The following is a 24,816-nucleotide window of genomic DNA, read 5'->3' as shown; positions in this document are numbered from 1 at the left end:
GTATTAGGTTCTACCCTGGAAAGTAAAATTAAATGCGGAAAATGATTTACGGAGGGATTTTTATGAAAGGCCCAATTTTGCGAAATCCAAAGTATATTATCCTAATAATGTGCCTTTCTATAGTGATTCTGTTCGGCGAGGTTGTTATTTTAGATCTTGCGTCGGCAGAGAAAACTATATCTATTGCGATCGCGGATTCGCCATGGCTACCGGGATTCAGGAGCCTAATTGATTTGTATGAGCAAGAGACAGGCAATAGAATAAAGCTTAATGTATTTCCCTTCACGGGCCTTCTGGAAAAAGAGTTGACAGCCGTCAACGCAAAGACAAGCGAGTTTGACATTATCAACCTTAACGAAGGCTGGTATAGTACTTTTTATGCCGGAGGTCTTGTAAGTCCGCTTACGGATATCGATCCTAGCTTTAAGCTCGATCCCCAGGTTATTGAATACCAATGGGCGACAAGATGGGATAAGAAGAAAAATTATTCGGTTAAGGATGCCCCCGTCTATGGAGTCCCTATCAATGGGAACATTCAGCTATTTTACTACCGCACCGATCTCTACAAAAACGGAGGTTTTTCAGCCCCCACCACATGGGAGGATGTTATCGCCGCAGCTCAAAAGCTTCAGGATCCTCGCAAAGGTATCTATGGATACGTGAACAGGGGCCAGAAGGGCGGTATATCCATCTCATATGACTGGTTCCCCTTCTTGAGAGGCTTTAATGGGGACATCTTTGCAGACGCGCCGAACGATTGGACAGTGACGATTAATAGTGAGGCGGGCAAGTCAGCACTTGAGCTATACCTCAACTTGGCGAAATTTGCACCACCCAATGTAGGTGATATCGGTCAAGCTGAGCAAATTGCATTGATGGGTTCGGGTAAAGTCGTGCAGACCATTTTGGTGGCTGCTGCTTTTCCCCACATGGATGATCCTGAGAAGTCGATTGTGCCTTATAAAATTGGTTACACGATAATCCCTCGACCTTCCAAGGGGAGACACTCTACGACGTCTGGGATTTGGCTCATGGGCATCCCCAAGAATCTCCCGAAAGCCAGACAATCTCAAGCTCTCGAATTTCTTAAATGGGCTGTATCTAAGAAGGCTCAGATGGCTTATGCGCAGTTCGGAGCGGTTCCAGTACGACAGGACGTGTTTATGTCTGAGCTAAGCAACGAGCCAAAGTTCCGCTACATGAAGGCAATGGCCGCAAGTACCTCATATATCGATCCAATTATTCGCATCCCTGAAGGCCCGAGAATCTTCGAGGTCTTGGAGTTACGCCTGAATCAAGCTCTTACCAAGCAATTGTCCATAAATGAAGCCCTTGCCACCATGGAAAGGGAAATATCCGGGATTGTGAGAGAAGCTGGGTACAAATTAAAGAATAAATAGTGTGAATATATCTCTGGCAATGGGGTTGGAACTCATCGAACGATGGGGGGCCCGTGGCGGGGCTCCCCTATTCGAAAAACTTGCGTCATGTCTAAATCCTAAGGAGGGAAACGTATGGCCCTCAATTCACCTCGTAAGGAATATATTGCCCGTTGGTTCGATGTTGGCTTCAAATATTGGGCACTTATTCCGCTTTTCATAATCTTACTCCTGTTTACTGTCTATCCGTTCGCCGAACTATTAAGGATGAGCGTTTCAACATTGTCTTTATCTGGTGGGAGATTTATATGGGCGTACTCGGGTCTAGCTAATCTCTATAAAGTTCTTGCTGACAAGATTTTTATCATAGCTCTAAAGAATACTCTTATCTTCGTTATCGCCACGGTCGGATTGGAATTGATATTGGGGTTGGGTTTGGCTTTGGTTGCCAACACTGTTAAACGTATGGCTAATTTTTATCGAGCTATACTGATTTTGCCAATTCTTGTCCCTCCTATCGCCATCAGCACGGTCTGGCGTTTAATGTATAACCCGAATTTCGGATTGATTAATGCCCTCCTACAACGCATGGCTTTACCCGGCCAAACATGGCTATCTGATATTCGCTTGGCCATGGTGGCAGTCATTGCTGTAGACGTATGGCATTGGACATCTTATGTATTCTTGATACTTCTTGCAGGATTGCAAGCCCTCCCATCCGAGCCTTTTGAGGCAGCGAAGGTTGATGGAGCGTCTGATCTCCATGCCTTTCTCTACGTTACATTGCCGCTGCTGAAACCAACTATAGCAGTAGCGGTCATGTTCCGAACCCTGTATGCATTTAAGGTATTTGATGAAATATTCTTATTGACTAGTGGCGGTCCGGGGACCGCCACGGAAGTGACGAGTACGTATATCTACCGAGTATTTTTCAATCAATACCAAATGGGGTATGGCGCTTTTCTATCTATTTTGGTTATCGCCGTGGTTATGATGTTTATACTGACCTATCAAAGGATGCTCCGCAGGGAAGGAGTATGAGTTTATGAGTCGGCTGCGCTTTTCTGAAGTTATGCGTCATATTGTTCTATGGATGGCATGTATTATAACCCTGATTCCCTTTATTTGGATTCTCTTAAATTCGCTTAAGTACTTCAGGGACATTGTGAATTTCACCTGGACCTTTAGGCCAACCCTGATCAATTATTATCGACTGTTCTTTGATCGTGGCTCCGATTTCCCTGCACTTTTCGGCAACAGCTTAATTGTCGCAATACTCGCTACCTTGGCTTGCGTCAGCATAGGCTCGCTTGGGGCGTATAGCCTTGACCGATTTCGCTGGGGGCAACTCACTCGCTCTGGTGTGCTTAATTGGATTTTATTTTTTCAGATAATCCCGCCAGTTACTATGGTTGGTCCGTTCTACGTAATCGTGTCTGAGTTGGGATTATATAATACTCGTTGGGGTTTGGTTCTGGTCTATCTGATCCTTAATATGCCTTTTGCAATATGGATGATGCGGTCATTCTTCAATGAAGTCCCGCGTGAGCTGGAGGAAAGCGCGTACATTGATGGGTGTACAAAAGCAGCTTGTTTCCGTCGCGTTGTGCTTCCCTTGACAGCTCCTGGGCTTGCGGCTACTGCGGTTCTTACTTTTGTCTTTAATTGGAACGAATTTCTCTTTGCTTTGTCGTTGACGTCCACGGCGAACGCTATGACCGTCCCGGTTGGGATCGCAAATTTCGTGCAGGAATATGGCGTAAAGTACGGCGAAATGAGCGCAGCTGCTTTTCTGGCTACGCTGCCGGCCCTCTTTTTTGTGGCGTTCGTGCAAAAATACCTGGTAAAGGGCTTGACTCTAGGCGCGGTTAAACAGTAGGATTCATCTCACAGATTTGCTTCAAGATCTATCTAATTCTATTTAAATCTATCTAATCTATCTAAGATCATGGGGAGATCATGTAGGTTCCGGGGGGTTGAAAATGGATTACATCCACGAACGAAACTATGGTTGTCGCTTTTTCGAGTACATTTATCGCGGCCTTAGGACTGTGACCATGGAGAATGAGAAACTTCGCATTAGCATCCTGGTAGACAAGGGCTCAGACATCTTCGAGTTCCTCTATAAGCCGTTGGATGTGGATTTCATGTGGCGTTCACCGTTGGGAGTAAAAGACCCGAAGACCTTTGTCCCGACAATTGCCAGCAAAGAAGGCTCCTTCTCTGATTATTATGAGGGTGGTTGGCAGGAGCTTATGCCTTCGGGAGGTAGACCGTGTTCTTTCTGGGGAACCGAGTTCGGTCTACACGGGGAGACCCCTTTGCTGGCTTGGAATTACACGATCCTTGAAGATAGGCCTGAAAGGATTACCCTGAAGCTATGGGTGCGTACCGTCCGCACGCCTTTCTATGTGGAGAAGGAATTATCTCTCCAGTCGGGCTCGTCAGTTCTGGAGATAAAGGAGATGGTCACCAATGAAGGGGAGGTAGACCTCCCGCTATTTTGGGGACATCACCCAGCCTTGGGCAAGCCATTCTTGAGCGAGGCTTGCGTTGTTGACCTCCCGGCTCGAATGGGTGTAGTAACTAACCTCGGTGGGGCCAACAATCGCTTGGTGAACGGACAGAGTTTCCAGTGGCCTATTGCTCAGGGGGAGCATGGTGGGCTGGTAGACCTGAGCAAGATTCCGCCGCCGGAAAGCAAAAGCGCAGACATAGTTCGGCTGACTCAGCTGGAAGAGGGATGGTACGGCATAACAAATACCAAACTCGGACTCGGGTTCGGGCTGGTCTGGGATAAAGAGGTCTTCCCATGTATTGTCTTTTGGCAGGTTTATAAGGGACATCTGGACTATCCATGGTATGGCCGGACCTATAATATTGCATTGGAGCCGTGGTCAACATCAAGCCGGACAATTGCCGAGGCGAGTGAAAAGGGCGATACGCTTTTCATTAAGGCGAGTGCTAGCATTCAGACCACACTGAAGGCCTTGGTGTATGCAAGTTATAAGGGGCTTAAAAGGATCACGCCGGATGGGCGGGTAATTGAAAAATAGCGGCGGTGAAGGGCGGTACCGATTCCAGCATCGGATCAGGTAGCTGGCATCTGGGTTAGAAGCATTGATATGGGTTGATGATGTGAATTTGAAATATTTGGAGTGAAGAGCTTGCTCTCATTATTTGTTCTCATTAAACCGGCGTCAGGCGATTGTAATTTAAGGTGTGAGTACTGTTTCGTCCATTTGGGGAAGGCGCAGAACGTTTCTGAGAAGAGACATCGCATGAGCACGGAAGTGCTCGAACACTTAATTAGCAGATGCCTTGAGTATTCCGAGAGGCAATGCATATTTGGCTGGCAAGGCGGAGAACCACTTTTAATGGGCCTGGACTTTTTCAGACAGGCTCTTCGTCTCCAAGATAAGTATCGCCGGAGGGGCCAGGAAGTCTTCAACTGTATTCAGACAAATGCGATCTTGCTCACCGAGGAATGGGCGACTTTTTTCAAGGAAAATCGCTTTCTTGTCGGAGTGAGTTTAGACGGTCCCAAAGAGGAACATGATCGTTATCGATTGGATGTCGCGGGTCGCGGAAGTTATAACAGGGTGATGCAGGGGATTAACCTGTTAAAGAGGTGCGGAGCTGATTTCAATATCCTGGCGGTTGTCAATAATTACACAGCGCGTCATCCGATGCGTATATACAACTTCCTTCGTAGCCAGGGTTTTTCTTATTTACAGTTTATCCCATGTATAGAGAGAAATCCAAGGACAGGCGATCTGGCCGCCTTTAGCGTGACTCCTGAGGATTATGCTCAATTCCTGAAGGTAATCTTCACTCAATGGATCGAGGATCTGTATGGAGGCCATCGGATCAGCATCCAGCTTTTTGATAATCTAGTTCAGGCACTTCTCGGAGTTGGGCCAGATCTTTGCATCCTCAGGGGACGGTGCGACGGCAAGGTTGTGGTGGATTACGATGGTGGGGCATACCCATGCGACTTTTATGTTGAAGATGAGTGGAGATTAGGCAATATCATGGAACAATCCCTGGAGGAAATGATTAATAGTCCGCTTGCGAAGATATTTTACAATCGGGCATCAGCATTTTGTCGACCGCCAAGATGTAAAGATTGCCGCTGGTTCGATCTATGTCATGGTGGTTGTCCTCGCAATCGGGGTTTTGGAAACGGTGACGCAGCCCAGGTCGATTTCCTGTGCGATGCTTATCGGGAGTTTTTCCCGGTGGCTGTGGACACCCTTGTTGACCTGATAAATCAGCACAGACTGCCGAATTACAACGCATATCGCGTTTAGTGAGTAAGGGAAGGGGCGAAATAAATAATAGCAGTCAAAAAAGTTCCCAACATAAGCAGGAATTTGCAAAACTTCATCGAAGTAACTTTAATAAAGTTATTTATAATAAGTGCTGGCGTAAGCCACCCGAAGATACCGATGTCTATATTCCTTATTCGTTCTTTTCGTAATTTCATGTTGGGCATGGCGAAGTGTTACTAAAAGATGGGGAAAAATGGAGAGAAGCGAAGCTGGAGGTTCTTGAAGAATGAATGTTATCGTAATCGTGGCCGACAGCCTGCGGGCAGACCATGTAGGCTGTTATGGAAGCAGGGTAAAAACGCCGAATATCGATCGACTCGCAAGGGAATCTGCGCTTTTTGAGGAGGCTTATAGCGAAAACCTTCCGACGCTTCCGTGCAGGACATCCTGGTGGACCGGGCTTTATCTATTCACCCTGCGCGGCTGGCAACACTTTGAGCCGTGGGATTATACCCTTGCCGAGGTCCTTTGGGATCAGGGAATGACTTCGTGCCTGGTCTCTGATACCTACCATATGCATAAGCCTGTGTACAATTGTGGCCGAGGGTTCGACACGGTGGTCTGGGTGAGGGGTCAAGAATATGATCATTGGATCATGGATGATTCCATCAAGGTTGATATCGACACCTTTCATCGGCTTAAAGGAGACTCCACGGACGATATGTGGAGGCAGCGTTTTGTGCAGTACATGCGGAATCGGAGCTGGTATAAGACGGAGGAAGACTGGTGTCTTCCGAGGGTCATCAAGGAGGCTATCCGGTGGCTAGAAAATGTAACTAAGAAGCAGAAAGATAGAATCTTCCTCTGGGTGGATTCCTTTGACCCTCATGAGCCGTGGGATCCGCCATCACCTTTTCGTGAGATGTATGACCCCGAATATAAGGGCCAGGAGCTAATCGACCCAATCCCTGGGCCTATCGAAGGGTATATGACTCATCGCGAGCTGGAACACACAAAGGCTCTTTATGCTGGAGAGGTTAGCTTTGTGGATAAATGGGTTGGAATTCTCTTGGATCGGATTCGGGAGCTTGGAATATATGATAACAGCTTGATCATGTTCACGAGCGATCACGGTGAGCCGTTTGGAGAACACGGTATCATCAGGAAGGCCCTCCCCTGGAATTACGAGGAACTTGCGCATATTCCCTGGCTCATACGTCACCCAGAGGGCTGGGGGGCGGGGAAGCGGTTCCCAGCGTTTGTTCAGCCACCGGATCTTATGCCGACGATTCTCGATGCTCTTAGAATTGACCGACATCTTGAGTTGCCATTTCTGGCGCCTGTAAAACTCACCTTCCCGCAGGATATTATTGTAAGCAAGCGAGAGATAGATCTTGATGGTAAAAGCCTTCTCCCCATCATGCGTGGAGAGGTTGAAAGCATTCGTGACTTTGCCGTGACAGCACACCATAACGCACAGTGGGGCATCAGAACCAGGGATTGGACCTACTTACATCCCGTGGATCCCCAATGGAAACCCGAGTTCTATAATCGTCGGCAAGACCGCGGTGAGCAACACAATCTCATTTCTAGCGAGACAGAGGTGGCCGATGCTCTCGAACTTAAACTGCGACGTTTTGCGGAAGCGGTACACCGAAAGAATCTCGCGGGCTGCTGATTATCTCGGGTTCGCTATTCCTTCGCAGGGGGTTCTCTTCTTTTGAAAGTACTCTCCTATCTAGCAGCTAGGAACGACTTTGTTGAAATTATCAAGGATGTTGATATCTATGGTCTTCAACAAGAAAGTCAAAGAAAAGAAGAAGTTTCTGGCGGAACTCAGCAGGTTTTCAGTATTTGAGGCGCTTCGAACTCACGGACCATTGGCAGTGGATGATATCATGCGCTTGACAGGTCTGAGCAAGCCTACTGTGGTCAATTACTTGCGGGGGCTTGAAAGGGCAAAGCTTGTAGTTCCTCAAGGTTTTGGCCCATCAACAGGAGGTCGCGCCCCTGTGCTATATGAATTTGCCAGCAAGTCGCATTTTGTGGTGGGGGTTGAATTTGAGATCCCCAAGGTGCGTCTGGGCGTAACAGATCTCGGCAGAAAAGTTGTGGCCCGGGCCACTTACTATGTGTCGCGGGACGATTCAGCTGATACCATCATGCAACAGCTAATAGCCCAGATTGAAAACCTGCTCGTAAACGGCCGCATACCACGCGACAAAGTATATGGGATCGGCCTGGGGCTCTCGGGTTTCTTGAATAACCGTACCGGTGTTTATCTTGAAAGCCCTCGCGCTCCCCATTGGAAGAACGTCCCTATAAGGGCACGCCTACAGATGCACTTCGGGGTTCCGGTTTTTATCGAGGCTTTGTGCAATGTATTGGCTTTAGGGGAGCTGGGAGAAAAGACGCCGATATCCAATAACGATAATGTGGGTTACATCGGTTTCGTTCATGGTCTAGGAGCAGGTGTTTTCTTGAACGGCCAATTATACCAAGGGAGGTTCGGAAACGTTGCCTTGTTGGGTCATACTACCGTAGATATGAACGGAGATAGGTGTTATTGCGGCAACAGGGGATGTCTGGAACTCTATGCTTCAGGGAGGGCTCTTGAACGGAGGTTCAAATCCCTGATGGCCCCGGATAATCCCTCCAGTTCGTCGCGTTTGGCTCTCCCAGGTGAGCCAACAAGTGAACAGATTATTCTAGCCGCCAACGACGGCGACCCTATCTGTCGCTGGGAGCTTCTTCGTTCTATGGATTACTTAGCTGTTGGAATTGCTAATATGGTCGACCTCTTCGAACTACAAACTATTATATTGGGTGGAGACTTAGCCTTGGCGGGCGAGTGGCTCGCCGAATACGTCCAGGCTGCCGTGCAAGATAGATTAATGAACGTATTAAAACAAAATCTCCGGGTGCTCCCTGCGACTATGCATCCAGATGATGCCGGTATCGTGGGAGCGAGCACCCTTGTGCTGAGAGAGATTTTTAGGCAACCAACCCTTGACCTTTCATGGTCAATCGACAATATGGTTGCGAAGTAACGGTATGATCTTGAACGCCTCGGATTAGAGATGGAATTGAGGTAAAATCGCGTCATCAAGGAGGGTGATGTTTGGCCGGCTTGCGTCCAGATATCTAGAGAAGCAACAAGTGGAATGTGGGAGAAGAGTGAGAAAAGATAGTAAAGTCGCGCAGTCAACATCAAAGGGAGGTGTCAATAGTGTTGAGGAGGACATTTGTCGCGTTGATGCTGGTTTGCTTGCTAGCGGTCGGACTAGGTTCTGGGTTGATTTTGGCCGCGGAAAAGGTAACCATCACTTGGTGGGGGCACAATTACCCCCTTTTGGTGAGCATGTATGAGGAACTTATTAAACAGTTTGAAAAAGAAAACCCTGATATACACGTCGAATATTATCAGAAACCGGGCGCACAATATAACGAGCTGGTCCTAACCGCTATTGCGGGAGGGTCAGGCCCAGATGTTTTCCGGGTCGGCGACTGGACTATTAACGAGTACATTCGCGATGGCGTAGTAGCACCCTTGGACATCCGCGCTTTCGGGGCTAAAACCGTTAAAGAAGTGGTCGACCGATTTGTTCCGGGTGTGCTTGACCCGTTTCTCAGGAAAGAGGGGTTGTATGCAGTCCCAGAAGATGCGTGCAACCTCCTATTAGTGGTGAACCTCGACCACCTGAAGGAGGCTGGTTTTGCTAAACCTCCTGCAAATGCGGTGGACTGGGTCACGGCGATGCAGAAGATGACGAAAGTACAGAATGGTCGCTGGATAAGGTCCGGATTCGAGTGGAAGTACGACCACGAGCTCTGGGATACACAACAATTCACTGTTCTTTTGCGCAATGAAGGGACCACCTTATACAATCCCGACGGAACCCTGGCTTTGGACAAAGAAAAGACAATAAAGGCTCTCAAATACTACTATGACTCGATACACACTGCTAAATTCGCCAATCCCGATTTCGCAGCCACCTTTGGCTCGATAAGTCCAGATGTATTTACCCGAGGGTTTGCATCAACTTACACTGCAGGTATGTGGGTTACCCCACTGATCAATAACCATAAGATCGTAAAGAACTGGGTCGCGACTGATTGGATTACCGGGCCGCACCAGAGCACAATACGGTGGTCCTGGTCCTACGGCCTAAACGCGGCTTCAAAACACAAACTGGAGGCATCGAAATTCATTGCTTTTCTGAGCCGCCCTGATATAGTGGAAAAGAGATTGAAATTGGGGGGAATTGTAGCTGGATTGAAAGGTTGGGAAGAGTCGCCGTGGATTCAGGCTCATCCAGAAGTCAGGCCCTGGATTGCGGTATTGGGGAAGTCGCGCTATTTGGATAGGTTCTCCAGTTACGCAGCGGTTTCCGTCGCAGTCTCCAAAGTCATGCAAGATATCAGCATGGGGGGCATGACCCCTGAGGATGCCTACAAGGAGCTAGTTGCGAAACTGCCACGCTCCCAATAATTAGGATGGCAATTTCCTAAGTCGGTTCTAAGTGAGTTCCAGATAGGTGAATGATTACTTTGGGGGGCTCGGGGTAGGGTGTGCTAGGGTGTGCCCGCCGTGCCCTACCCCGGCGTTCGGAATGTCAACACAAATTCCAGGGATGTGGTGCAAAATGGCAGCCAGAGATACATTTCTTGGTACAGATCAAACCAGAAAACCTCGTCTACTCTTTTGGGAATTACCCAACCGATATTCTAAATTCGGTATGCTAATCATTCTGCCGACCATCATCTACTTTCTCGTCTTCCGGATTGGCCCCATCATCTATTCCCTGATCGCAAGCTTCTCCGATTGGAACCTGGTGGAGAAGATGAGATTCATTGGCGGAGCAAATTACATTAGAGCTGTGACAGATAAGGTTTTCCTGGCTTCTTTGCAGCGTAGTCTCACATATTCAATAGTGGTGGTGACTTGTACACTCACTATATCGATTGTTTTAGCGGTATTATTCGATCAGACTCTATCCTTCAGAAACTGGTACCGGGCCGCCTACTTTCTGCCTACAGTGATCTCATGGGTTGTTATATCTATTATTTGGAAAACGATGTATAACCCTTCTTTTGGTTTGGTCTCATACATAGCCGACTTACTGCATATAACCCCAATACCTATACTTACCTCAACCCAGCGAGCCCTGCCTGGCATTATGGTAATAGGTATCTGGCAAGCTATTGGGTTTTATATGGTGATATTTTTGGCGGCTCTACAAGCTATCGACCCCAATCTCTATGAAGCAGCCGTTATCGATGGCGCGTCTCCAGTGAAAACCTTCTGGAATATTACTTTGCCGCTATTGCGACCAACTTTGCTGTTTGCGATCGTGATGTCGACTATCGAAACATTACAGGTATTCGCCCAGGTCTATGTGATGACTAGAGGAGGGCCAGCCAACTCGACACTGGTGGCCGTTTATTACATTTATCGGACGGCATTCTATTTACAGGATATGGGCTATGCGTCGGCTCTCGCGATTATTCTTCTCATCGTTATCATGTGCCTTAGTTTGCTTTATTTAAAATTCTTCAAAACCGAAACTTACTACTCGCGATGAGAATTAGTTGGAGGCATCATAAATGGCTTTAACTACTAGACTTATGAGACGCTTCCTGTTATATTTGGTGATCACGACCGGTGCGCTTATTATGCTACTCCCCTTGGTGTGGATGGTATCCACATCCTTAAAGCCGCCGGAGGAGGTCTTCACTTACCCGATCCGATGGATACCTGAAAATATTCGCTGGATGAATTTCGTAGATGTCTTTACTGTTATCCCTTTAGCCCGGTACTTCTTCAACAGTATATTGGTTTCGACAACAGTCATGGTCGGTAACCTGTTCTTCTGCACGCTAGCTGGGCTCAGTTTGGCCAAATACAATTATCCGGGCAAAGATATCATCTTTGTCTTGGTGTTGGGCACCATGATGATACCCGTACAGATGATTTTTCTTCCGCTTTTTCTGGTAGTCAAAGTCCTAGGGTTAGTGAATACCTACGGAGCCCTAATCCTACCAAATATTATAAATCCGATGGGTGTATTTCTGATGCGTCAGATGATCATGGATGTCCCCCAGGACCTTATGGATAGTGCCAGGATCGACGGCGCGAGTGAATGGACCATCTACTGGAAAATGATCCTACCGATAATCAAACCGCCCATGGCCGCTCTCGCCATCTTTATCTTCGTTTGGACCTGGAACGCATTTTTGTGGCCGATGATTTCCACGAGTTCGAAAGAGCTATTTACCTTGCCAGTGGGGCTCTCTGCGTTCCAGGATATGTACGGGACACAGTATAATTTATTGATGGCAGGAATGGTCGTTTCCACAGCCCCGATTGTTACGTTGTTTTTGTTCCTGCAAAAGCAATTTATAAAGGGTTTGACCTTTAGCGGGTTGAAAGGGTGATGTGTGTGGCTTGGACTTCAAAAGATCGCGTCGCCGCCGTGCTGAATTTCGAGATCCCTGACCGTATACCAAAACAGGACCTTTACTGGCCGGAAACGATTCAGCGCTGGACTGAGGAAGGACTACCCCGAAATCTGGGGGCATTAGGGGTCGACCTGCCTGCTTACTTCGACGAGGAGTCCCCGATAAACTCGTGGTTGTCCGATTATTTTGGTCACGATATGCGCCAGATAGGATTAGATAATACCTTACAGTTGCCCGAAGAGCTTCTCGACGAAACCGATAACTATATTGTAAAAAGAAATGCAGATGGAATGACCGTCAAGCACTTCAAGGAGGCATCTGGCCCACCGCAGATGATCGACGTGCTTGTGAAAACAAGGGAAGACTGGAATGAATATAAATCTCGCCTTGCATATTCACGCAATCGACTCAAGGTGGATCCCGAGACTTATCATCGCTGGCGAAAACATGGGCTCTTTATCTATGCCCGCACCAATGAACCCTATGTTCATACGTGGCATTTCCATGGTGTTGAGAATACTCTGATGGATATGGTAAATGATCCGGGCCTCGTGCGAGATATGTTTCAGACCTCGGCCGATCTCACCATTGCAATGGTTCAGGATCTGTTTTCCTCAGGTTATCCAGTGGATGCCTTGGTCTTGGGTGGCGATATGTGCTACCGCAACGGGCCGCTCTTTTCGCCACAGTTTTATGAAGAATTGCTTTTACCCTTTGATCGGATGATCTGTAATGCATGTCGCGATCTGGGCATTCCGGTGATCTTGCATACAGATGGAGACTGCCGTTCTCTCATACCACTTTACATTAAAGCCGGCTTTCGAGGCCTCCATCCTTTGGAAGCCAAGGCCGGAATGGATCTGCGCGAACTTAAGAAGATTTACAACGGTAGGTTAGTGCTGTTTGGTAACATAGACGTCAGAGCCTTGGGCGGAACCAAGGAAGACGTTAGAACTGAGATGTTATCAAAAATCACCGCAGGGAAAGAAGGCGGGGGTTATATCTATCACTCAGACAACTCCGTCCCCCCATCTGTCAGTTACGACAATTATTTGCTGGCCATGTCTCTTTTGGAGGAGCATGGGATCTATTATTGATCAAGAAAATGGCAAATCTGCCTGTACCATGCTATTTATCCCTCTATCTTGAAACCCAAATCGGGGAACTCCAAGCCCAGTTGCCATTCTTTTGGGCAACCCGGATGTAGTAGTAATCCGTTACGGCCTCCGGAATATCTTGAAAAACCCAATGAAAGCAGTACTCCTCTTGTAAGACAGCCCTATGAATGCAAACCGATTCCGAAAGCCAGCCCCTCATCGGGGAAACGACAGAACCCTCCAACAGCTTCCGCACAGAGGTGGAAAGTGTTTTACCATTGATCCGAAGCTCTACAGGGGTATTCAAGGGCGCTTCTATTTCGAAGACGAGAGCATTAGTGCTCGGGTCCAGAAGAGATGGGTTGCCCAGGGTGATAGACTCCCATATCACCCCCCGCTCCTCCCTGGAGGCGATCCGGTTCCATGGCAGGTCGTCTCCCAACCGCTCAAGTTCCTCGGGTGACAAGGATGAAGCCCCTCGAAAACAAGGTTCCACATCAATGATCCGCCCATCGGCCAATTGGAAATCGCCCCGCCACTGAATGGGACGGTGTTTATCCCCCCAGCCCCATTCGATGCGGAGTTTTGCCCGCACGACTCCCGACGCATCCGGACTGAGGCGCCGCGCCTCTACGTCAGCTCCTCTCTGTAACCGTTTTCCGTTTTTGACCACTTCGACATAGTCGATCCGATCACTTGCAAGAATGTCCACTTCGATTTCCCTGGGAGACGTGGAGTCGGCGAAGACTTCCCCCATAAATCCATCGTTCACCCAAAGTTTTACAAGGATACGATCGCCGGTCACGGCATATACACGGCGCTTTTGGAAAGCTTCCCACAAACTCTCCCTCGTCAACTCATCGGCATAGACTGCCGCGCGTCCTCCGCCGTAATGACCAGGGTACCCTGCATGGTTATCGGTTGAACCGATGAACCCGAATTTGTGGCCAGCATTTAGACCACCAACCGCCGTGCTTTGCGTTGTCCTCGGCCCCATGTCGTGCAGGTAAGGGTAGGGACCGCTATCACTTTCTGCACACCCGTGCATGGAGAAGATTTCCACAAATGGGCTGTGGGTTTCAGAAAAGACGTCCCAATTCACGCCCCTGAGGCCTTTGGGATAACCAATATGATGCGGGATGACAAAGGCGTTAAATTCTTCGCAGATAGCATGCAAGCCGTTTATATCAGAGGCTTCTAAAAGAGGGGCATCCTCTCCGGGAAAGTACAGGTTGTGGTCACCATATTCCAAAGAATGCCACTCATAACTTGAGAAGGTGATAAACTCGCCATCACGATTATGGCGATTTACCTCCTCAACAATTCGGGGCCAGTCGGATCTCAGCTTAGCAAACCCCTTGCTATGATAGTCGATGATCTGGCTATATTCTTTGCGGTCCGTCGGCATGTCCGGCCAACTCGCATGCCCAGTAACGGAGCAAAAGTCTAAATGTTCCCGGGCCATGCTTAACGCATATTGAAGAGTTCCATGTCCATAACTTATATTACAATGGCTGTGAAGATCCCCCCAATAAGGGCGGGCGGCACTCCACCTATTCCTTTCGCCCACCTGGACCACTCCCTTAAATCCCCAACTCTTATTTTAATGGCGACCCACATGATTCTCGGATTAGAAGCTTTGGCTTGATCAGGACAGTCGACTTCACTAAAGTTTGTCCATTCATCAAGGCCACAAGTTGTTGCATGGCAATTGAGCCGACCTTCCGAAATTGCTCTTCTATTGTCGTGAGAGGTGGGTGAGCGTAAGCCCCCAGCTCAATACCTCCATATCCAATTACAGCGACTTCGTTGATGATACCTAGTTGGTTTAACACTCGTAGCGCTTGCAGAGCAGCCAGGTCAGTACCTCCAACAACTGCGGTGGGGCGATCAGCGCACGAGAAGTACTTAAGTAGCTCTCTCTCTTCCCATGTATCGATAACGTATTCCTCTGGTATTTCAAGATTTAACTCTCTCATCACCTTACGATATCCGGCCAGACGCTCAGCGAGATATGACCATTTTGGCTCTCGGCCTGCCGCGATCATCCCAATCCGACGATGCCCTAACTTATACAAGTGTGAAACGGCTAGATGAATGCCATATATATTATCCGTACCAACGTAGTAAGCCCCTCTTCGCTGTGGACGGTTAAGAGTGGCAACAAAAGGGATGTTTTTCTCAAGCAGAATGTCTGTAACCCCGGTATCGATAACTCCGATGGTAATAACCCCATTCACTCTTTGGGAGTCCAGGGTTCGAAGTAATCCCGAATCTTCGAGACTTTCTCCTTCTTTTAAGCTTAAAAAGAAGGTTGCCAGTTCCTCTTTTTTGGCGACCGCACTTGCGCCGGAAATAATAGTTGTGAAGTGAGGATTGGGATACTGGCCTGAGTCCTCCGGGAATAACAGGGCCACACGCTTTGAGGCGCGCCCACCCTGCGCGGGTTTTCGTGTAGTTACAAATGTACCCGCTCCTTGCTCGCTGGAAAGGTATCCTTCGTAAATCAAGTCTCTAATCGCCTGTCTAACTGTGAGCCGACCGATCTGGAACATCTCGACCAGTTCCCGCTGCGAGGGGATCTTTTCCCCGGGTTTAATCTCACCATTGGAGATTAGACCTTTGATATAGTTTTTTAATCGTTGATACTTGGGGATGAAATTTTCTGTAGACATATCCATCTAATACCGCCCAACCTTCCAGAAACTATGGCACAAGAGACCCCTTAGAGACCCCTTAATGTATATTTCCCTTTTTCACCGAAATTCCTGCTTAGGGGGTCTGCTCAAGATAGAGGATTACACTGTAGGATTACACATATAACCGATAAGGCATCAAGGCAAGCTTACTTGATTTGGAACCACACGGGCGACGACCAGGCCATCTCTCCGTCTCTTTGAGTGACTCGTACATAGTAGAATACCAACTGAGTGTCATCTACTAGAGACTGAAACAGTATCCCTTTGAGGTCGTCTGTGTCAGTCCAGGTAAACTCGGCCAGGGGGCCATCACCCTGATACATGTAGACATTGCGATTGTTGCGGATGATTTCAATCTTGTCAATGTCGTCTGTGCCGGCGACAGTAACCTGCACGCACCGCTCTTTGCAATCAGATTCTTGTATTCTGGTCTCCTCGCCCATCAGCAAATTGTTCACGCGTACATCGAGATAAATTCGTGCTATAGTGGTTGCGTAGCACCGTCGCGCATACATGGAATCGAAAATCCCCTCGCGGGTCAGGTTTCTGGCTAGAAAACAGGTTAACCCCCCCTGGGGATATCGCATATCTGATGCAACATAGCCTCCCGGCCGACTTTTATGAGTGTCGCTTCCGGCGATAAAACCGAGTTTATAGCCGCGAACCAAGGCCTCTTGGACATATCCTCCGGGTTGGGAATCGATGACCGGGCGCGGACCACCATGGAGTTCACTGTTTCCCCAGTGCGAATAAATTTCGACGAGCCTTTCTTTTTCAGGATCATGATACCGCCAGTCATTACCAGAGACTGGACGGTTGAGCAACGGATTAGGGTGACCAGTCCCTTCTGGATTCACGGGACGAGATGTATGATGTGGCACGACAATTGCGTCCTTGTATCTTAATAAGTTATAGAGTTTGGCAGGAGTGTTTGATTCAGGGTCAATATGCGAGTACATTGGGCCATCGTCGTTAAGGTAGTATATGTTTTTATGCCCAAAACCCATTCCTTCCGGGGTGAAACAGTGCCCGGATGTCCACTCATAGCCGAGCAGGGTTACGAATTTCCCAGGTTCGTAAAACCGATCTGCCTCGTAGCGTAGGATGGCCCAGGGATCGTCCGGCTTTTGCCAGAACGGCGTAGTAATATACTCGCCGCCCCCCCCAATTTCTCGATGCGTTGCGTGCGTGTCGTGGTCCGTAGCTGAACAAACATCTAGTTTTTCGACATCGCGTCCCCAATGATAGTACAAATCAGGTGTAGCAAGTCCGTCACTCATCAATGTCTGTCCGTGGATAACCCCCCAGTAACGGTTGAATTCCGGATTGCTTGCTCCCACACGGATAAAGTTACTGTGGCACCGTAGATTGTTTTCTTCATCAATTATAGTTATGCGGTACCATCCAGGTTGTTGTGCATATAAAGACGACGCAAAGTGGTGGACTCCCCCATCGGCTGCGGTAAAGGTATATGGTTCGGGTAAATTAAGGCCCGATTGATCACAAGAGAACTTTATGGTACCTCGGTAAGATGTTGCGGGATTGCCAAACTGATCCATAACCTTGACATGAAGGTAAAACCGATCATTGACCAGAGCCTCAGATGGTAGATAAGCAACCAAATTATTGGGTTTATCTGCCACCCATTTAAGGATCGGTGGGTTGCCGAGTTTATTGTAATTACGGGAGCCGTCTACATCGACCCAAAACAGCACCCTGTTGTTATGGGTAATCAAGGGAACATCGAATTCCTTAAAGATTACGGTGATAGTGTCTCCCTCAGATAAAGAAGCGCCAAATGTAATCACTGTAAATTCGGTGTATTCAAAATCGTTACGAAGGCGATTTTTCACGACTAGAGCTTGTGTCTCCGGGCGGGAGCATATTGCGAAGATATAATTACCCGCAGTTGGGTCATCGATTTGTAATAGGGGAAAATTTTCTCTGTGAAGAAATCCGCACTTGATGCCTCCCCCTGGGCAGATGGTTGACTTACCGACCGTATAAATTAATGATATAGTTGCTTTGGTACCTACTACAAGACTAGATGGCGTAAATTCTGCTCTACCATATTTGTTGTACATTTCGAATAGTTCCCCCTTAATAGAGCTGCTATTTAGTATTTTTAATTAACCTATCAATGCCCAGTCTTGATTAGTAGAAGGCAATATCTCTATCCTTTGAAAGAACCCAGAGAGAATCCCTTGATCAAGTGCTCCTGTACTAAGGAGGCAAACAGAAATATAGGTACGGTAAATAAAGCGGCACCTGCACTCATAGGGCCCCATTGGACAATATTCTCCTGAATAAAATTGGCAAGGCCTATAGGTAGTGTCATAGCTCGGGGCGAAGTAGTCAATGTCGCTGCGAAAAGATAATCGTTCCAGCTAAGCATGAAAACAAAGATAGCAGCGGCTGCGATTCCTGGCTTGATAAGTGGAAGAGCAATTTTCACGAGGACTCCCAACGTCGAGCAGCCATCCACTTTGGCGGCGTCCTCGATATTCTCGGGGAATTCATCGAAGAATGCTTTCAGCATCCAGATAGCGAAGGGAACGTTGACGGCCGTATTTACTAATATCAAAGCCAAGACGGTGTCATAAAGGCCCAGCATCTGCATCAGAGCATAAAATGGGATGGCGAGAGCAACGGGAAAGATCATACGAGTGAATAACAGAAATGCTAGAATATATGTATCAACCCGAATTGCGTACCTGAACCGAGAAAGGCTATAGGAGGCAAGCACACCGGTAAAGATGCTTAATAGCGTGGAAACCACTGCGGTCACGAAACTATTTAACAGATACCGGGGAAACGGAGATCTGGGTGCGAAAATGACTAAATAGTTCTTCAGCGTTGGTTTAGAGAAAATCTCATTCGTCATGATATCCTTCGTCAGTTTGAAAGAAGTAATGACGATCCAAAAAAACGGGAAGATCGTAAACAAAATAACGATTATCAAGATAAGTCTCATACGAGTCTTCATGGATTACTCCACTCCCCTTGCATGTTCACCTGGTTGCTCTCAGGTTAAACGCTCTGGTAAACGATTCGTTGAAGATAATTACAAAGATAACCGCGACAATGGCCAGTAGGGCTCCGTAGCCCATTTCCAAGAATCGAAATGAGACCTTGTAAATATGAAGCGCCAAAACTTCGGTTGCCTGACCTGGTCCTCCATCTGTCAAAGTGATGAATTTGTCTAGCGCTTTAAATGCATCCATTGATCGGAACAATAGCGCAACGTAGATAGTTGGTTTTAGGAGAGGCAAAGTGACATGCCGCAACATCTGCCAACTGCTGGCTCCGTCAATGCGGGCTGCCTCGTAGGGATCTTTGGGGATAGATTTCAGGCCGGCGAGCAAAATTAGATAGACAAAAGCAGTCCATTGCCATACGTCTACGAGGATGACCGAAGGCAGAGCCAGCTTGGGATCGGCGAGCCAGCCTTGGGGCGGTAGGTGTAGCGCTTGCAGTATGAGATTAATGATCCCAAACATTGGCTGGAACATAATGCGCCAGATCAACCCTGCTGCGGCCGGTGCGACCAGCATCGGCAAGAGGAGGATCGCCCTAATCGAGGTGCTCTCTAAATCGGACACTAGAAGTGCCATTACAAAGCCTAGTAAAAACTCGAGCGCGACACTGAACACTACAAAAATCAGAGTGGTTTTTACGGAACCCCAAAACTCTGCATCTTTAGCGAGGCGACCCAGATGCTTGACGATGTTTCCGGAATCGATGCTGACGAGCACGAGTTGGATAAGGGGGTATAAAATCATGCTGATCAAGAGCAAAGTTAGTGGAATTAGCATAATGTATTTCAACTGCTTTTCCGTAAACGTAGGTGCCATCCGCTCCCTCTCCCTTACCTAATTCATAGAAGGCCTACCGCCCGTATTATTTATTCCCGGTGCGGTAGGCCTGAAGTTAGATTACTTCTCAGCGATCTTTGTGGGGTACCCGGCATCCTTCATGATCGAGTAGATTTTGGTGGCCATGTTGCGTAACGCGTCTTTCACGCCGATCTTTTCGATCACGGCATCTTGGAAGTTAATACCGATAGCATCCTCAACCTTTGGCCACTCTGGAATTCGTGGTCGCTCCTGGACATACGGAATGGTTTGGAGGAGGGCACGGAAAAACCGGTATTTGCGCTCTGGTCTCGATGCCAATTCGGCTATAGCATCCCAGCGCACTGGCACACCGCCAGCCTCTCCATACATTATCTGGGCTTTTTTGCTAGTAATCCATTTCAGAAACTCGAGAGCTTCTTTTTTATGTTTCGATGTCACAGGGATAACTGCTAGCCAGTTGCCTAATGTGGTCGAACTCTTCCCACTTTTACCTCTCGGGATAGGCGCAAAGTCGACTTTATAGGGCTGGGCTGCGAAATCGGGTTTATCAACAAATGGGTAGGTGGCGGTAACATTGATGGATTGGGCTAATTGTCCATTGGCCATATAGGTCAGAGCGTCCTGTTGGCCCGTATTGCCGATGCCGGGTGGCGAATACTTCTTCATGTTGATTATAAACTCCAGCGATTCTCGAGCTCCATCGCTGTTAATGGTCACCGTCCAATCGCTCGGCGGGTTAGCGAAGATATCGCCACCAAAGGCCCGCAAAACTGGCATCCAGAAGTAGACAGCTTGGATCCTGGCAACGGTAATTGTAGCATACCCATACATAGATGGCGGCTTATATAGCTTTTTCGCTGCATTAATTACATCATCCCAGGTCCCTGGAGGAGTGGTTAACCCCGCTTCTTTGAATTTCTCTCCGAGGTAGAAGAAAAGCTGCATATTACCAGTAACGGGAATGCCATAGAGAATTCCATCTGCTGTCGTATAATTTTTCTCATGTGAAAACCGCGTTGAGTACTTGTATTCAATGACCTCTCTATCAAGTTCGAAAGAGGCATCGATCTCCTTTAACGGAGTCACATAGTGTCCTCCCATCATGAAGGGAATCCAGGAGTCATCTAAGTGCATGATATCAAAGATGTCACTCTTCTGGGTTACAGCGGCTATCTCCTTATCATACAACGTTGAGTGGGTAAAGGTTAAAAGCTTGATCTTTCCACCTGTCTCTGCTTCGTAAGCCGCCACTAGTTGCTTATATGCAGGCAACCACGGAGATTCGTGAATAGCGACATTAATTGGTTCCTCGCTTTTTGCAAAGACAAAAGTACTGACCAGCAACGCAATGCCGAACTCCAACAAGAGCAGGACTAGAAAGAGTCGCCTGGTTGTTTTGTTAATAATCAACAATTGTCTCACCTCGTAAGTATTATGGTTTTAGAAATCAATCTCAGAGCTACATTTTGATTTGAACTCTCTGGCTCACCTCTTTTCCCTACAGCCTTATTTTCCGCCTTCTCTAGTAGTTCGCTGACTTAGCGGTTAACGAAGACCTTCATCCAACCGGCTGCCCAAACACAATATCCTTATACAGATATCTGGCCCAGTTTAAATAACCTAAAACGCTTTATCATTAAGTATGTAAAAGTATCTAATGGAATCAACGGGATTGTGTTTTGAAATATTTCATAAATTATATTCTACACACAAAGCAAAATTCCTTCGAATTTACCATGCTTTTTGCTTCAAGGTGCGTAGGATACGTTGAAACCCTCAAGGCCTCAGCTTTTGAGCGACCCAGCCGTAAGCCCCGATATGAGGTGCCGCTGAATTAGTAGAAAGAAAAGAACAGTGGGAATGGTGGTGATGGCAGAGGCGGCCATGGCTTTTCCCCATTCCGTCGTGTACTCTCCAAAGAAGCTAGCTAATCCCACCGGGAGCGTTTTTAGCTCGGTACGAGTCATAAAGGTCAGGGCAAATAGGAACTCATTCCAGGCTTGAACAAAGGAATAGGTGGCAGTAGCTACTAAGCCTGGGGTGGATACTGGTAAGATTACGCGGAATATGGTTCCTAGTGTCGAGCAACCGTCGATACTTGCGGCATCGTCAAGCTCCTTTGAGATCGCGTTAAAATACCCTAAAAGCAGATAGATAGAGTAAGGCAAGGTAATGGCGATATACGAAAGAATCAGGCCGCGATAAGTGTTTATGAACCTTAGCTTCCAGAAGAGGACATAGATGGGTGTTATAAGGACTACCCACGGGAACATCTGGCTTGCCGCTATCGTCGTTAGCAGGCTTTGTTTACCCCGAAAATGCATTCTGGAAAAAGCATAGGCGGCAAGCACAGCTAAAAATGTTGAGATAATCACGGCGACAGTGCAGACAAACAAACTATTCATGAAGAAGCGCGCGAAACCGGCTTCCCAAAGTCCCATATAATTTACGAGGGTTATGCTTTTGACGTTTAGGGCTAAAGAGGCCGAGAAGAGTTCCCGCTCGGGTTTGAGAGATGTAACAAATATCCAAAGGAAAGGAAAGAGCATGATAGCGAGAAGCGTGAATGTTGTAATTACGATCAAGCCATCAAGAATGTTTTTCTTGCGCGTAAGCCATGTGTTACTTGAACGATATACTGTTACTCTTCGCCCTATGTTCATCGACTCATCACGCTCCTTGTGAAAGTAGTGCGAAAATAGATAACAGCCATGATCAGCAAAATAAGAGTCATGCAGATGCCGATGGTCGCACTATACCCAAGGTGGTAAGAGGTAAATGCCTCGAGATATACGGAGGTTCCGAGAACATTAGTGAAATTGCCGGGCCCGCCTCGAGTGCTCAACCAGACATAAACGAAGTTGTTAAAAGTCCAAATGACATTGAGCAACGTAATGATTGCTAATGCAGGATATAAAAGGGGCTGGGTAATATACCAGTAGATTGTGATCGGGCCAGCGCCGTCTACCCTGGCTGCCTCGTATAGTTCCTCTGGAATGGACTGCAAGGCAGCTAAGAGGGTTATAACTACGAAGGGTACTTGGTTCCAGACAACGATAGCAATAATACATGCCCATACAGTAGACGTATCCGAAAAGAAAGCAATGCCTGAATCGAGAATACCGATATGTTTGAGAATGAGGTTCAGGATGCCGTATTGTTGATCGAGCAGCCATTTCCAGGCAGCGACTGCAACGATAGGAGGTGTAGCCCAAGGGATAAGCACCAATGCTCTGGCTATTCCGGCGACTTGCCACCTTTTTAGGGCAGCACTATTTAATAATAGTGCTAACGGAATTCCGATCAATATTCGTATTAAAACAGTCGCTCCAGTCAACCAGAGGAGGGTGTTTTTAAATGCTAAATGGATATTTGGGTCTTTTAAGACCTGCCAGTAATTCTCCAAACCGATAAATCTTCCTCCTCGGCGAATATCGAGAAGACTGATGTCAGTAAAGCTAAGTTTAAAATTGTATATGGATGGGAAAAAGAAGAAAAGCAGAAGAATAGATAGTGCTGGCATGAGGAAAGCATAAGGGCTTATTCGTTTCATGTGCCTCGCAAAATTCGTAGCCCCTGGTGGGATCCCCCACCTATTCTCTACACGAGTCTGCCTCTTCATGCCAGCACCACTGCTCCCCTAATATTTTATCGACTTAATATTATCGACTTAACATTAAAGTATCATTTGATTCGATGTATTGTGACACGGGCGTCAAGGAACACATTACTAGCCCTGGAACCGGAACATCCTATTTTAATAGTTTCTGGATGCTTTCCAGAAGATCACGCGCAGCCCTTTCCGGATCTTTTTGTCCTGAGAACGCTGCAGCAAATTCCCGGTTGGTGGCATCCCACATTGCGCCTACTGGTGCCGGAGATACAATATAATCATTGAAGGAGCGTGCATACTGGAGTAATTCTGCGTAGCCTCGGAAGGCCGGATCGAAATTTATTTGCTGAAGCAGAGCGCGTTGTGCGGGAAATTGCTCGGTATAGTACTTTTCGAAAACGTTCTTTGATGTCAGGAATTTAACGAGCTCCCAGGCCTCTTTGGGATGCTTGGTGTTGACTGAAATACCTAACGCACGACCACCCATGTGGGAGATCCGGCGGACTTTCCCTCGCGGAACCAAACCGGAACGCAAGGGTAGTTCTGGATTCGACGCAAGGATGGCTCTCAAGGTAGCTGGAGGGATAAATATAATGGGGTAGGTGCCCGACTGAATGCCATGTAACAACGTGGGGTCAGCCCAGGAATCAACCCCGATTAAAGAACGAGGCGATGCGCCTTTGTCAAAGAACGTCTTGAAGTAACGGATAGCGTCTGCTACGTTTTCAACGTCAACGCCGAGCTTGTAAACGCCAGAGCTAGTATCCCGTTTGACGAAGTCATAACCGTTGCTCCACAGGAAGTAATTCGCCAGGAACCACATTCCGCCGCCCGAAGCGCTTCCGGCCGGAAAACCAAACCCGGGCTGACCACGACTCTCTGCTAACTTGATGACGGTTTGTTGAAAATCCTTCCACGTATCAGGGAATGTCTTAATTCCTGCTTTTTGTAGAATATCGGCACGGTAAACCATTGCAAATGTGTCGACTGTCCATGGAATGCCGTAAATACCATCATCGAGTTGTCCCATCTCCAGCCCGACGAAGTCATCGATACCGTTAGGGAGAGGATCATTTTTAATGAGGGAATTGAGCTTGAGAAGGCTACCTGCTTTGGCTAGATCTCGCGTCCATACGAATGCTAGCTGCAATACATCGGGTCCTGAGCCTGCCACAGATTCTCGTATGAATTGATCCCGAGAATCGGACCACGGCACTGTCTCAAACCTGACCTGAATGTCCGGGTGAAGCTGATTGAATTCGTCGATGGCCTTTTTTAGGCCCTTGACCTCTCCAGGGCTGTCGCTTTGACGAAAAACCAGGTTGACTTTGGCTTGGACCAACGAGTGAGTGCCGACCACCAGCAGGAGCACCAGGGCAATCGTCATACTTGTCACATGCCAACGCCTCAAGATAGTCTACCTCCTTCGTCAAGT

At 47.6% G+C, this 24,816-nt stretch carries 20 protein-coding genes; 11 read left to right on the top strand and 9 right to left on the bottom strand.

The features are described from left to right. Positions 1–62: 62 nt before the first annotated feature. The 11 genes from HPY71_12145 to HPY71_12095 all read left to right on the top strand — a co-directional run bounded on the left by HPY71_12145 (position 63) and on the right by HPY71_12095 (position 13,212). Positions 63–1,400, top strand: coding sequence for an extracellular solute-binding protein (locus tag HPY71_12145; GenBank protein ID NPV54246.1), 1,338 nt, complete (start codon positions 63–65; stop codon positions 1,398–1,400). Between the two features lie 114 nt (positions 1,401–1,514). Continuing rightward, positions 1,515–2,420 (top strand): sugar ABC transporter permease, encoded by a 906-nt coding sequence (locus HPY71_12140; GenBank protein ID NPV54245.1) that lies wholly within the window; start codon positions 1,515–1,517, stop codon positions 2,418–2,420. A 4-nt stretch (positions 2,421–2,424) separates the two neighbouring features. Then, positions 2,425–3,258, top strand: a complete 834-nt coding sequence (locus tag HPY71_12135; GenBank protein ID NPV54244.1) for a carbohydrate ABC transporter permease — start codon at positions 2,425–2,427, stop codon at positions 3,256–3,258. Positions 3,259–3,361: 103 nt separating this feature from the next. Then, positions 3,362–4,435 (top strand): DUF4432 family protein, encoded by a 1,074-nt coding sequence (locus tag HPY71_12130; GenBank protein ID NPV54243.1) that lies wholly within the window; start codon positions 3,362–3,364, stop codon positions 4,433–4,435. Positions 4,436–4,546: 111 nt separating this feature from the next. Further along, positions 4,547–5,692, top strand: coding sequence for an anaerobic sulfatase maturase (locus HPY71_12125; protein NPV54242.1), 1,146 nt, complete (start codon positions 4,547–4,549; stop codon positions 5,690–5,692). 247 nt (positions 5,693–5,939) lie between these two features. Next, entirely contained in the window at positions 5,940–7,331 is a 1,392-nt protein-coding gene (locus tag HPY71_12120; protein NPV54241.1) for a sulfatase, read from the top strand. Between the two features lie 109 nt (positions 7,332–7,440). After that, complete coding sequence (locus tag HPY71_12115) at positions 7,441–8,703, top strand: ROK family transcriptional regulator (protein NPV54240.1); 1,263 nt, start codon at positions 7,441–7,443, stop codon at positions 8,701–8,703. Positions 8,704–8,882: 179 nt separating this feature from the next. Then, positions 8,883–10,145 carry a sugar ABC transporter substrate-binding protein gene (locus tag HPY71_12110; protein ID NPV54239.1) on the top strand — a complete coding sequence of 421 codons (1,263 nt, stop codon included), beginning with the start codon at positions 8,883–8,885 and terminating at the stop codon, positions 10,143–10,145. Between the two features lie 154 nt (positions 10,146–10,299). Then, the gene (locus HPY71_12105) at positions 10,300–11,238 is read left to right on the top strand and encodes a sugar ABC transporter permease (GenBank protein ID NPV54238.1); all 939 of its coding nucleotides are present in this window, start codon (positions 10,300–10,302) and stop codon (positions 11,236–11,238) included. 43 nt (positions 11,239–11,281) lie between these two features. Then, positions 11,282–12,091, top strand: coding sequence for a carbohydrate ABC transporter permease (locus HPY71_12100; GenBank protein ID NPV54237.1), 810 nt, complete (start codon positions 11,282–11,284; stop codon positions 12,089–12,091). A 5-nt stretch (positions 12,092–12,096) separates the two neighbouring features. Continuing rightward, positions 12,097–13,212 carry a hypothetical protein gene (locus HPY71_12095; GenBank protein ID NPV54236.1) on the top strand — a complete coding sequence of 372 codons (1,116 nt, stop codon included), beginning with the start codon at positions 12,097–12,099 and terminating at the stop codon, positions 13,210–13,212. A gap of 43 nt (positions 13,213–13,255) precedes the next feature. Here HPY71_12095 and HPY71_12090 read toward each other — a convergent pair whose 3' ends face one another. From HPY71_12090 to HPY71_12050, 9 genes are all read right to left on the bottom strand, one after another. Further along, a complete protein-coding gene (locus HPY71_12090; GenBank protein NPV54235.1) occupies positions 13,256–14,620 on the bottom strand; it encodes a DUF3604 domain-containing protein in 1,365 nt (454 codons plus the stop codon). Between the two features lie 190 nt (positions 14,621–14,810). Then, a complete protein-coding gene (locus HPY71_12085; GenBank protein ID NPV54234.1) occupies positions 14,811–15,893 on the bottom strand; it encodes a GntR family transcriptional regulator in 1,083 nt (360 codons plus the stop codon). Between the two features lie 164 nt (positions 15,894–16,057). Beyond that, positions 16,058–17,995 carry a DUF3604 domain-containing protein gene (locus HPY71_12080; protein ID NPV54233.1) on the bottom strand — a complete coding sequence of 646 codons (1,938 nt, stop codon included), beginning with the start codon at positions 17,993–17,995 and terminating at the stop codon, positions 16,058–16,060. 89 nt (positions 17,996–18,084) lie between these two features. Continuing rightward, positions 18,085–18,858 (bottom strand): carbohydrate ABC transporter permease, encoded by a 774-nt coding sequence (locus HPY71_12075; GenBank protein NPV54232.1) that lies wholly within the window; start codon positions 18,856–18,858, stop codon positions 18,085–18,087. 64 nt (positions 18,859–18,922) lie between these two features. Further along, positions 18,923–19,765 carry a sugar ABC transporter permease gene (locus tag HPY71_12070; protein ID NPV54231.1) on the bottom strand — a complete coding sequence of 281 codons (843 nt, stop codon included), beginning with the start codon at positions 19,763–19,765 and terminating at the stop codon, positions 18,923–18,925. Between the two features lie 81 nt (positions 19,766–19,846). Continuing rightward, complete coding sequence (locus HPY71_12065; protein NPV54230.1) at positions 19,847–21,178, bottom strand: extracellular solute-binding protein; 1,332 nt, start codon at positions 21,176–21,178, stop codon at positions 19,847–19,849. Positions 21,179–21,552: 374 nt separating this feature from the next. Beyond that, positions 21,553–22,431 (bottom strand): carbohydrate ABC transporter permease, encoded by an 879-nt coding sequence (locus HPY71_12060; protein NPV54229.1) that lies wholly within the window; start codon positions 22,429–22,431, stop codon positions 21,553–21,555. Beyond that, entirely contained in the window at positions 22,428–23,321 is an 894-nt protein-coding gene (locus HPY71_12055; GenBank protein NPV54228.1) for a sugar ABC transporter permease, read from the bottom strand. The genes HPY71_12060 and HPY71_12055 overlap by 4 nt, the downstream gene beginning before the upstream one ends. 199 nt (positions 23,322–23,520) lie before the next feature. After that, entirely contained in the window at positions 23,521–24,768 is a 1,248-nt protein-coding gene (locus HPY71_12050; GenBank protein NPV54227.1) for a sugar ABC transporter substrate-binding protein, read from the bottom strand. Between the last annotated feature and the right edge of the window lie 48 nt (positions 24,769–24,816).

The sequence above is a fragment of the Bacillota bacterium genome, assembly GCA_013178125.1.
In the GTDB taxonomy this organism is placed as follows: Bacteria; Bacillota; SHA-98; order Ch115; family JABLXJ01; genus JABLXL01.
This window is presented reverse-complemented; position numbering and strand designations above follow the sequence as displayed.

Excerpts from the sequence above, each read along its gene's own strand:
- HPY71_12145 (NPV54246.1), top strand. The coding sequence starts at position 63 with ATGAAAGGCCCAATTTTGCGAAATCCAAAGTATATTATCCTAATAATG.
- HPY71_12140 (NPV54245.1), top strand. The coding sequence starts at position 1,515 with ATGGCCCTCAATTCACCTCGTAAGGAATATATTGCCCGTTGGTTCGAT.
- HPY71_12135 (NPV54244.1), top strand. The coding sequence starts at position 2,425 with ATGAGTCGGCTGCGCTTTTCTGAAGTTATGCGTCATATTGTTCTATGG.
- HPY71_12130 (NPV54243.1), top strand. The coding sequence starts at position 3,362 with ATGGATTACATCCACGAACGAAACTATGGTTGTCGCTTTTTCGAGTAC.
- HPY71_12120 (NPV54241.1), top strand. The coding sequence starts at position 5,940 with ATGAATGTTATCGTAATCGTGGCCGACAGCCTGCGGGCAGACCATGTA.
- HPY71_12115 (NPV54240.1), top strand. The coding sequence starts at position 7,441 with ATGGTCTTCAACAAGAAAGTCAAAGAAAAGAAGAAGTTTCTGGCGGAA.
- HPY71_12105 (NPV54238.1), top strand. The coding sequence starts at position 10,300 with ATGGCAGCCAGAGATACATTTCTTGGTACAGATCAAACCAGAAAACCT.
- HPY71_12100 (NPV54237.1), top strand. The coding sequence starts at position 11,282 with ATGAGACGCTTCCTGTTATATTTGGTGATCACGACCGGTGCGCTTATT.
- HPY71_12090 (NPV54235.1), bottom strand. The coding sequence starts at position 14,620 with ATGCCGACGGACCGCAAAGAATATAGCCAGATCATCGACTATCATAGC.
- HPY71_12085 (NPV54234.1), bottom strand. The coding sequence starts at position 15,893 with ATGGATATGTCTACAGAAAATTTCATCCCCAAGTATCAACGATTAAAA.
- HPY71_12080 (NPV54233.1), bottom strand. The coding sequence starts at position 17,995 with ATGTACAACAAATATGGTAGAGCAGAATTTACGCCATCTAGTCTTGTA.
- HPY71_12070 (NPV54231.1), bottom strand. The coding sequence starts at position 19,765 with ATGGCACCTACGTTTACGGAAAAGCAGTTGAAATACATTATGCTAATT.
- HPY71_12060 (NPV54229.1), bottom strand. The coding sequence starts at position 22,431 with ATGAACATAGGGCGAAGAGTAACAGTATATCGTTCAAGTAACACATGG.
- HPY71_12055 (NPV54228.1), bottom strand. The coding sequence starts at position 23,321 with ATGAAACGAATAAGCCCTTATGCTTTCCTCATGCCAGCACTATCTATT.
- HPY71_12050 (NPV54227.1), bottom strand. The coding sequence starts at position 24,768 with ATGACGATTGCCCTGGTGCTCCTGCTGGTGGTCGGCACTCACTCGTTG.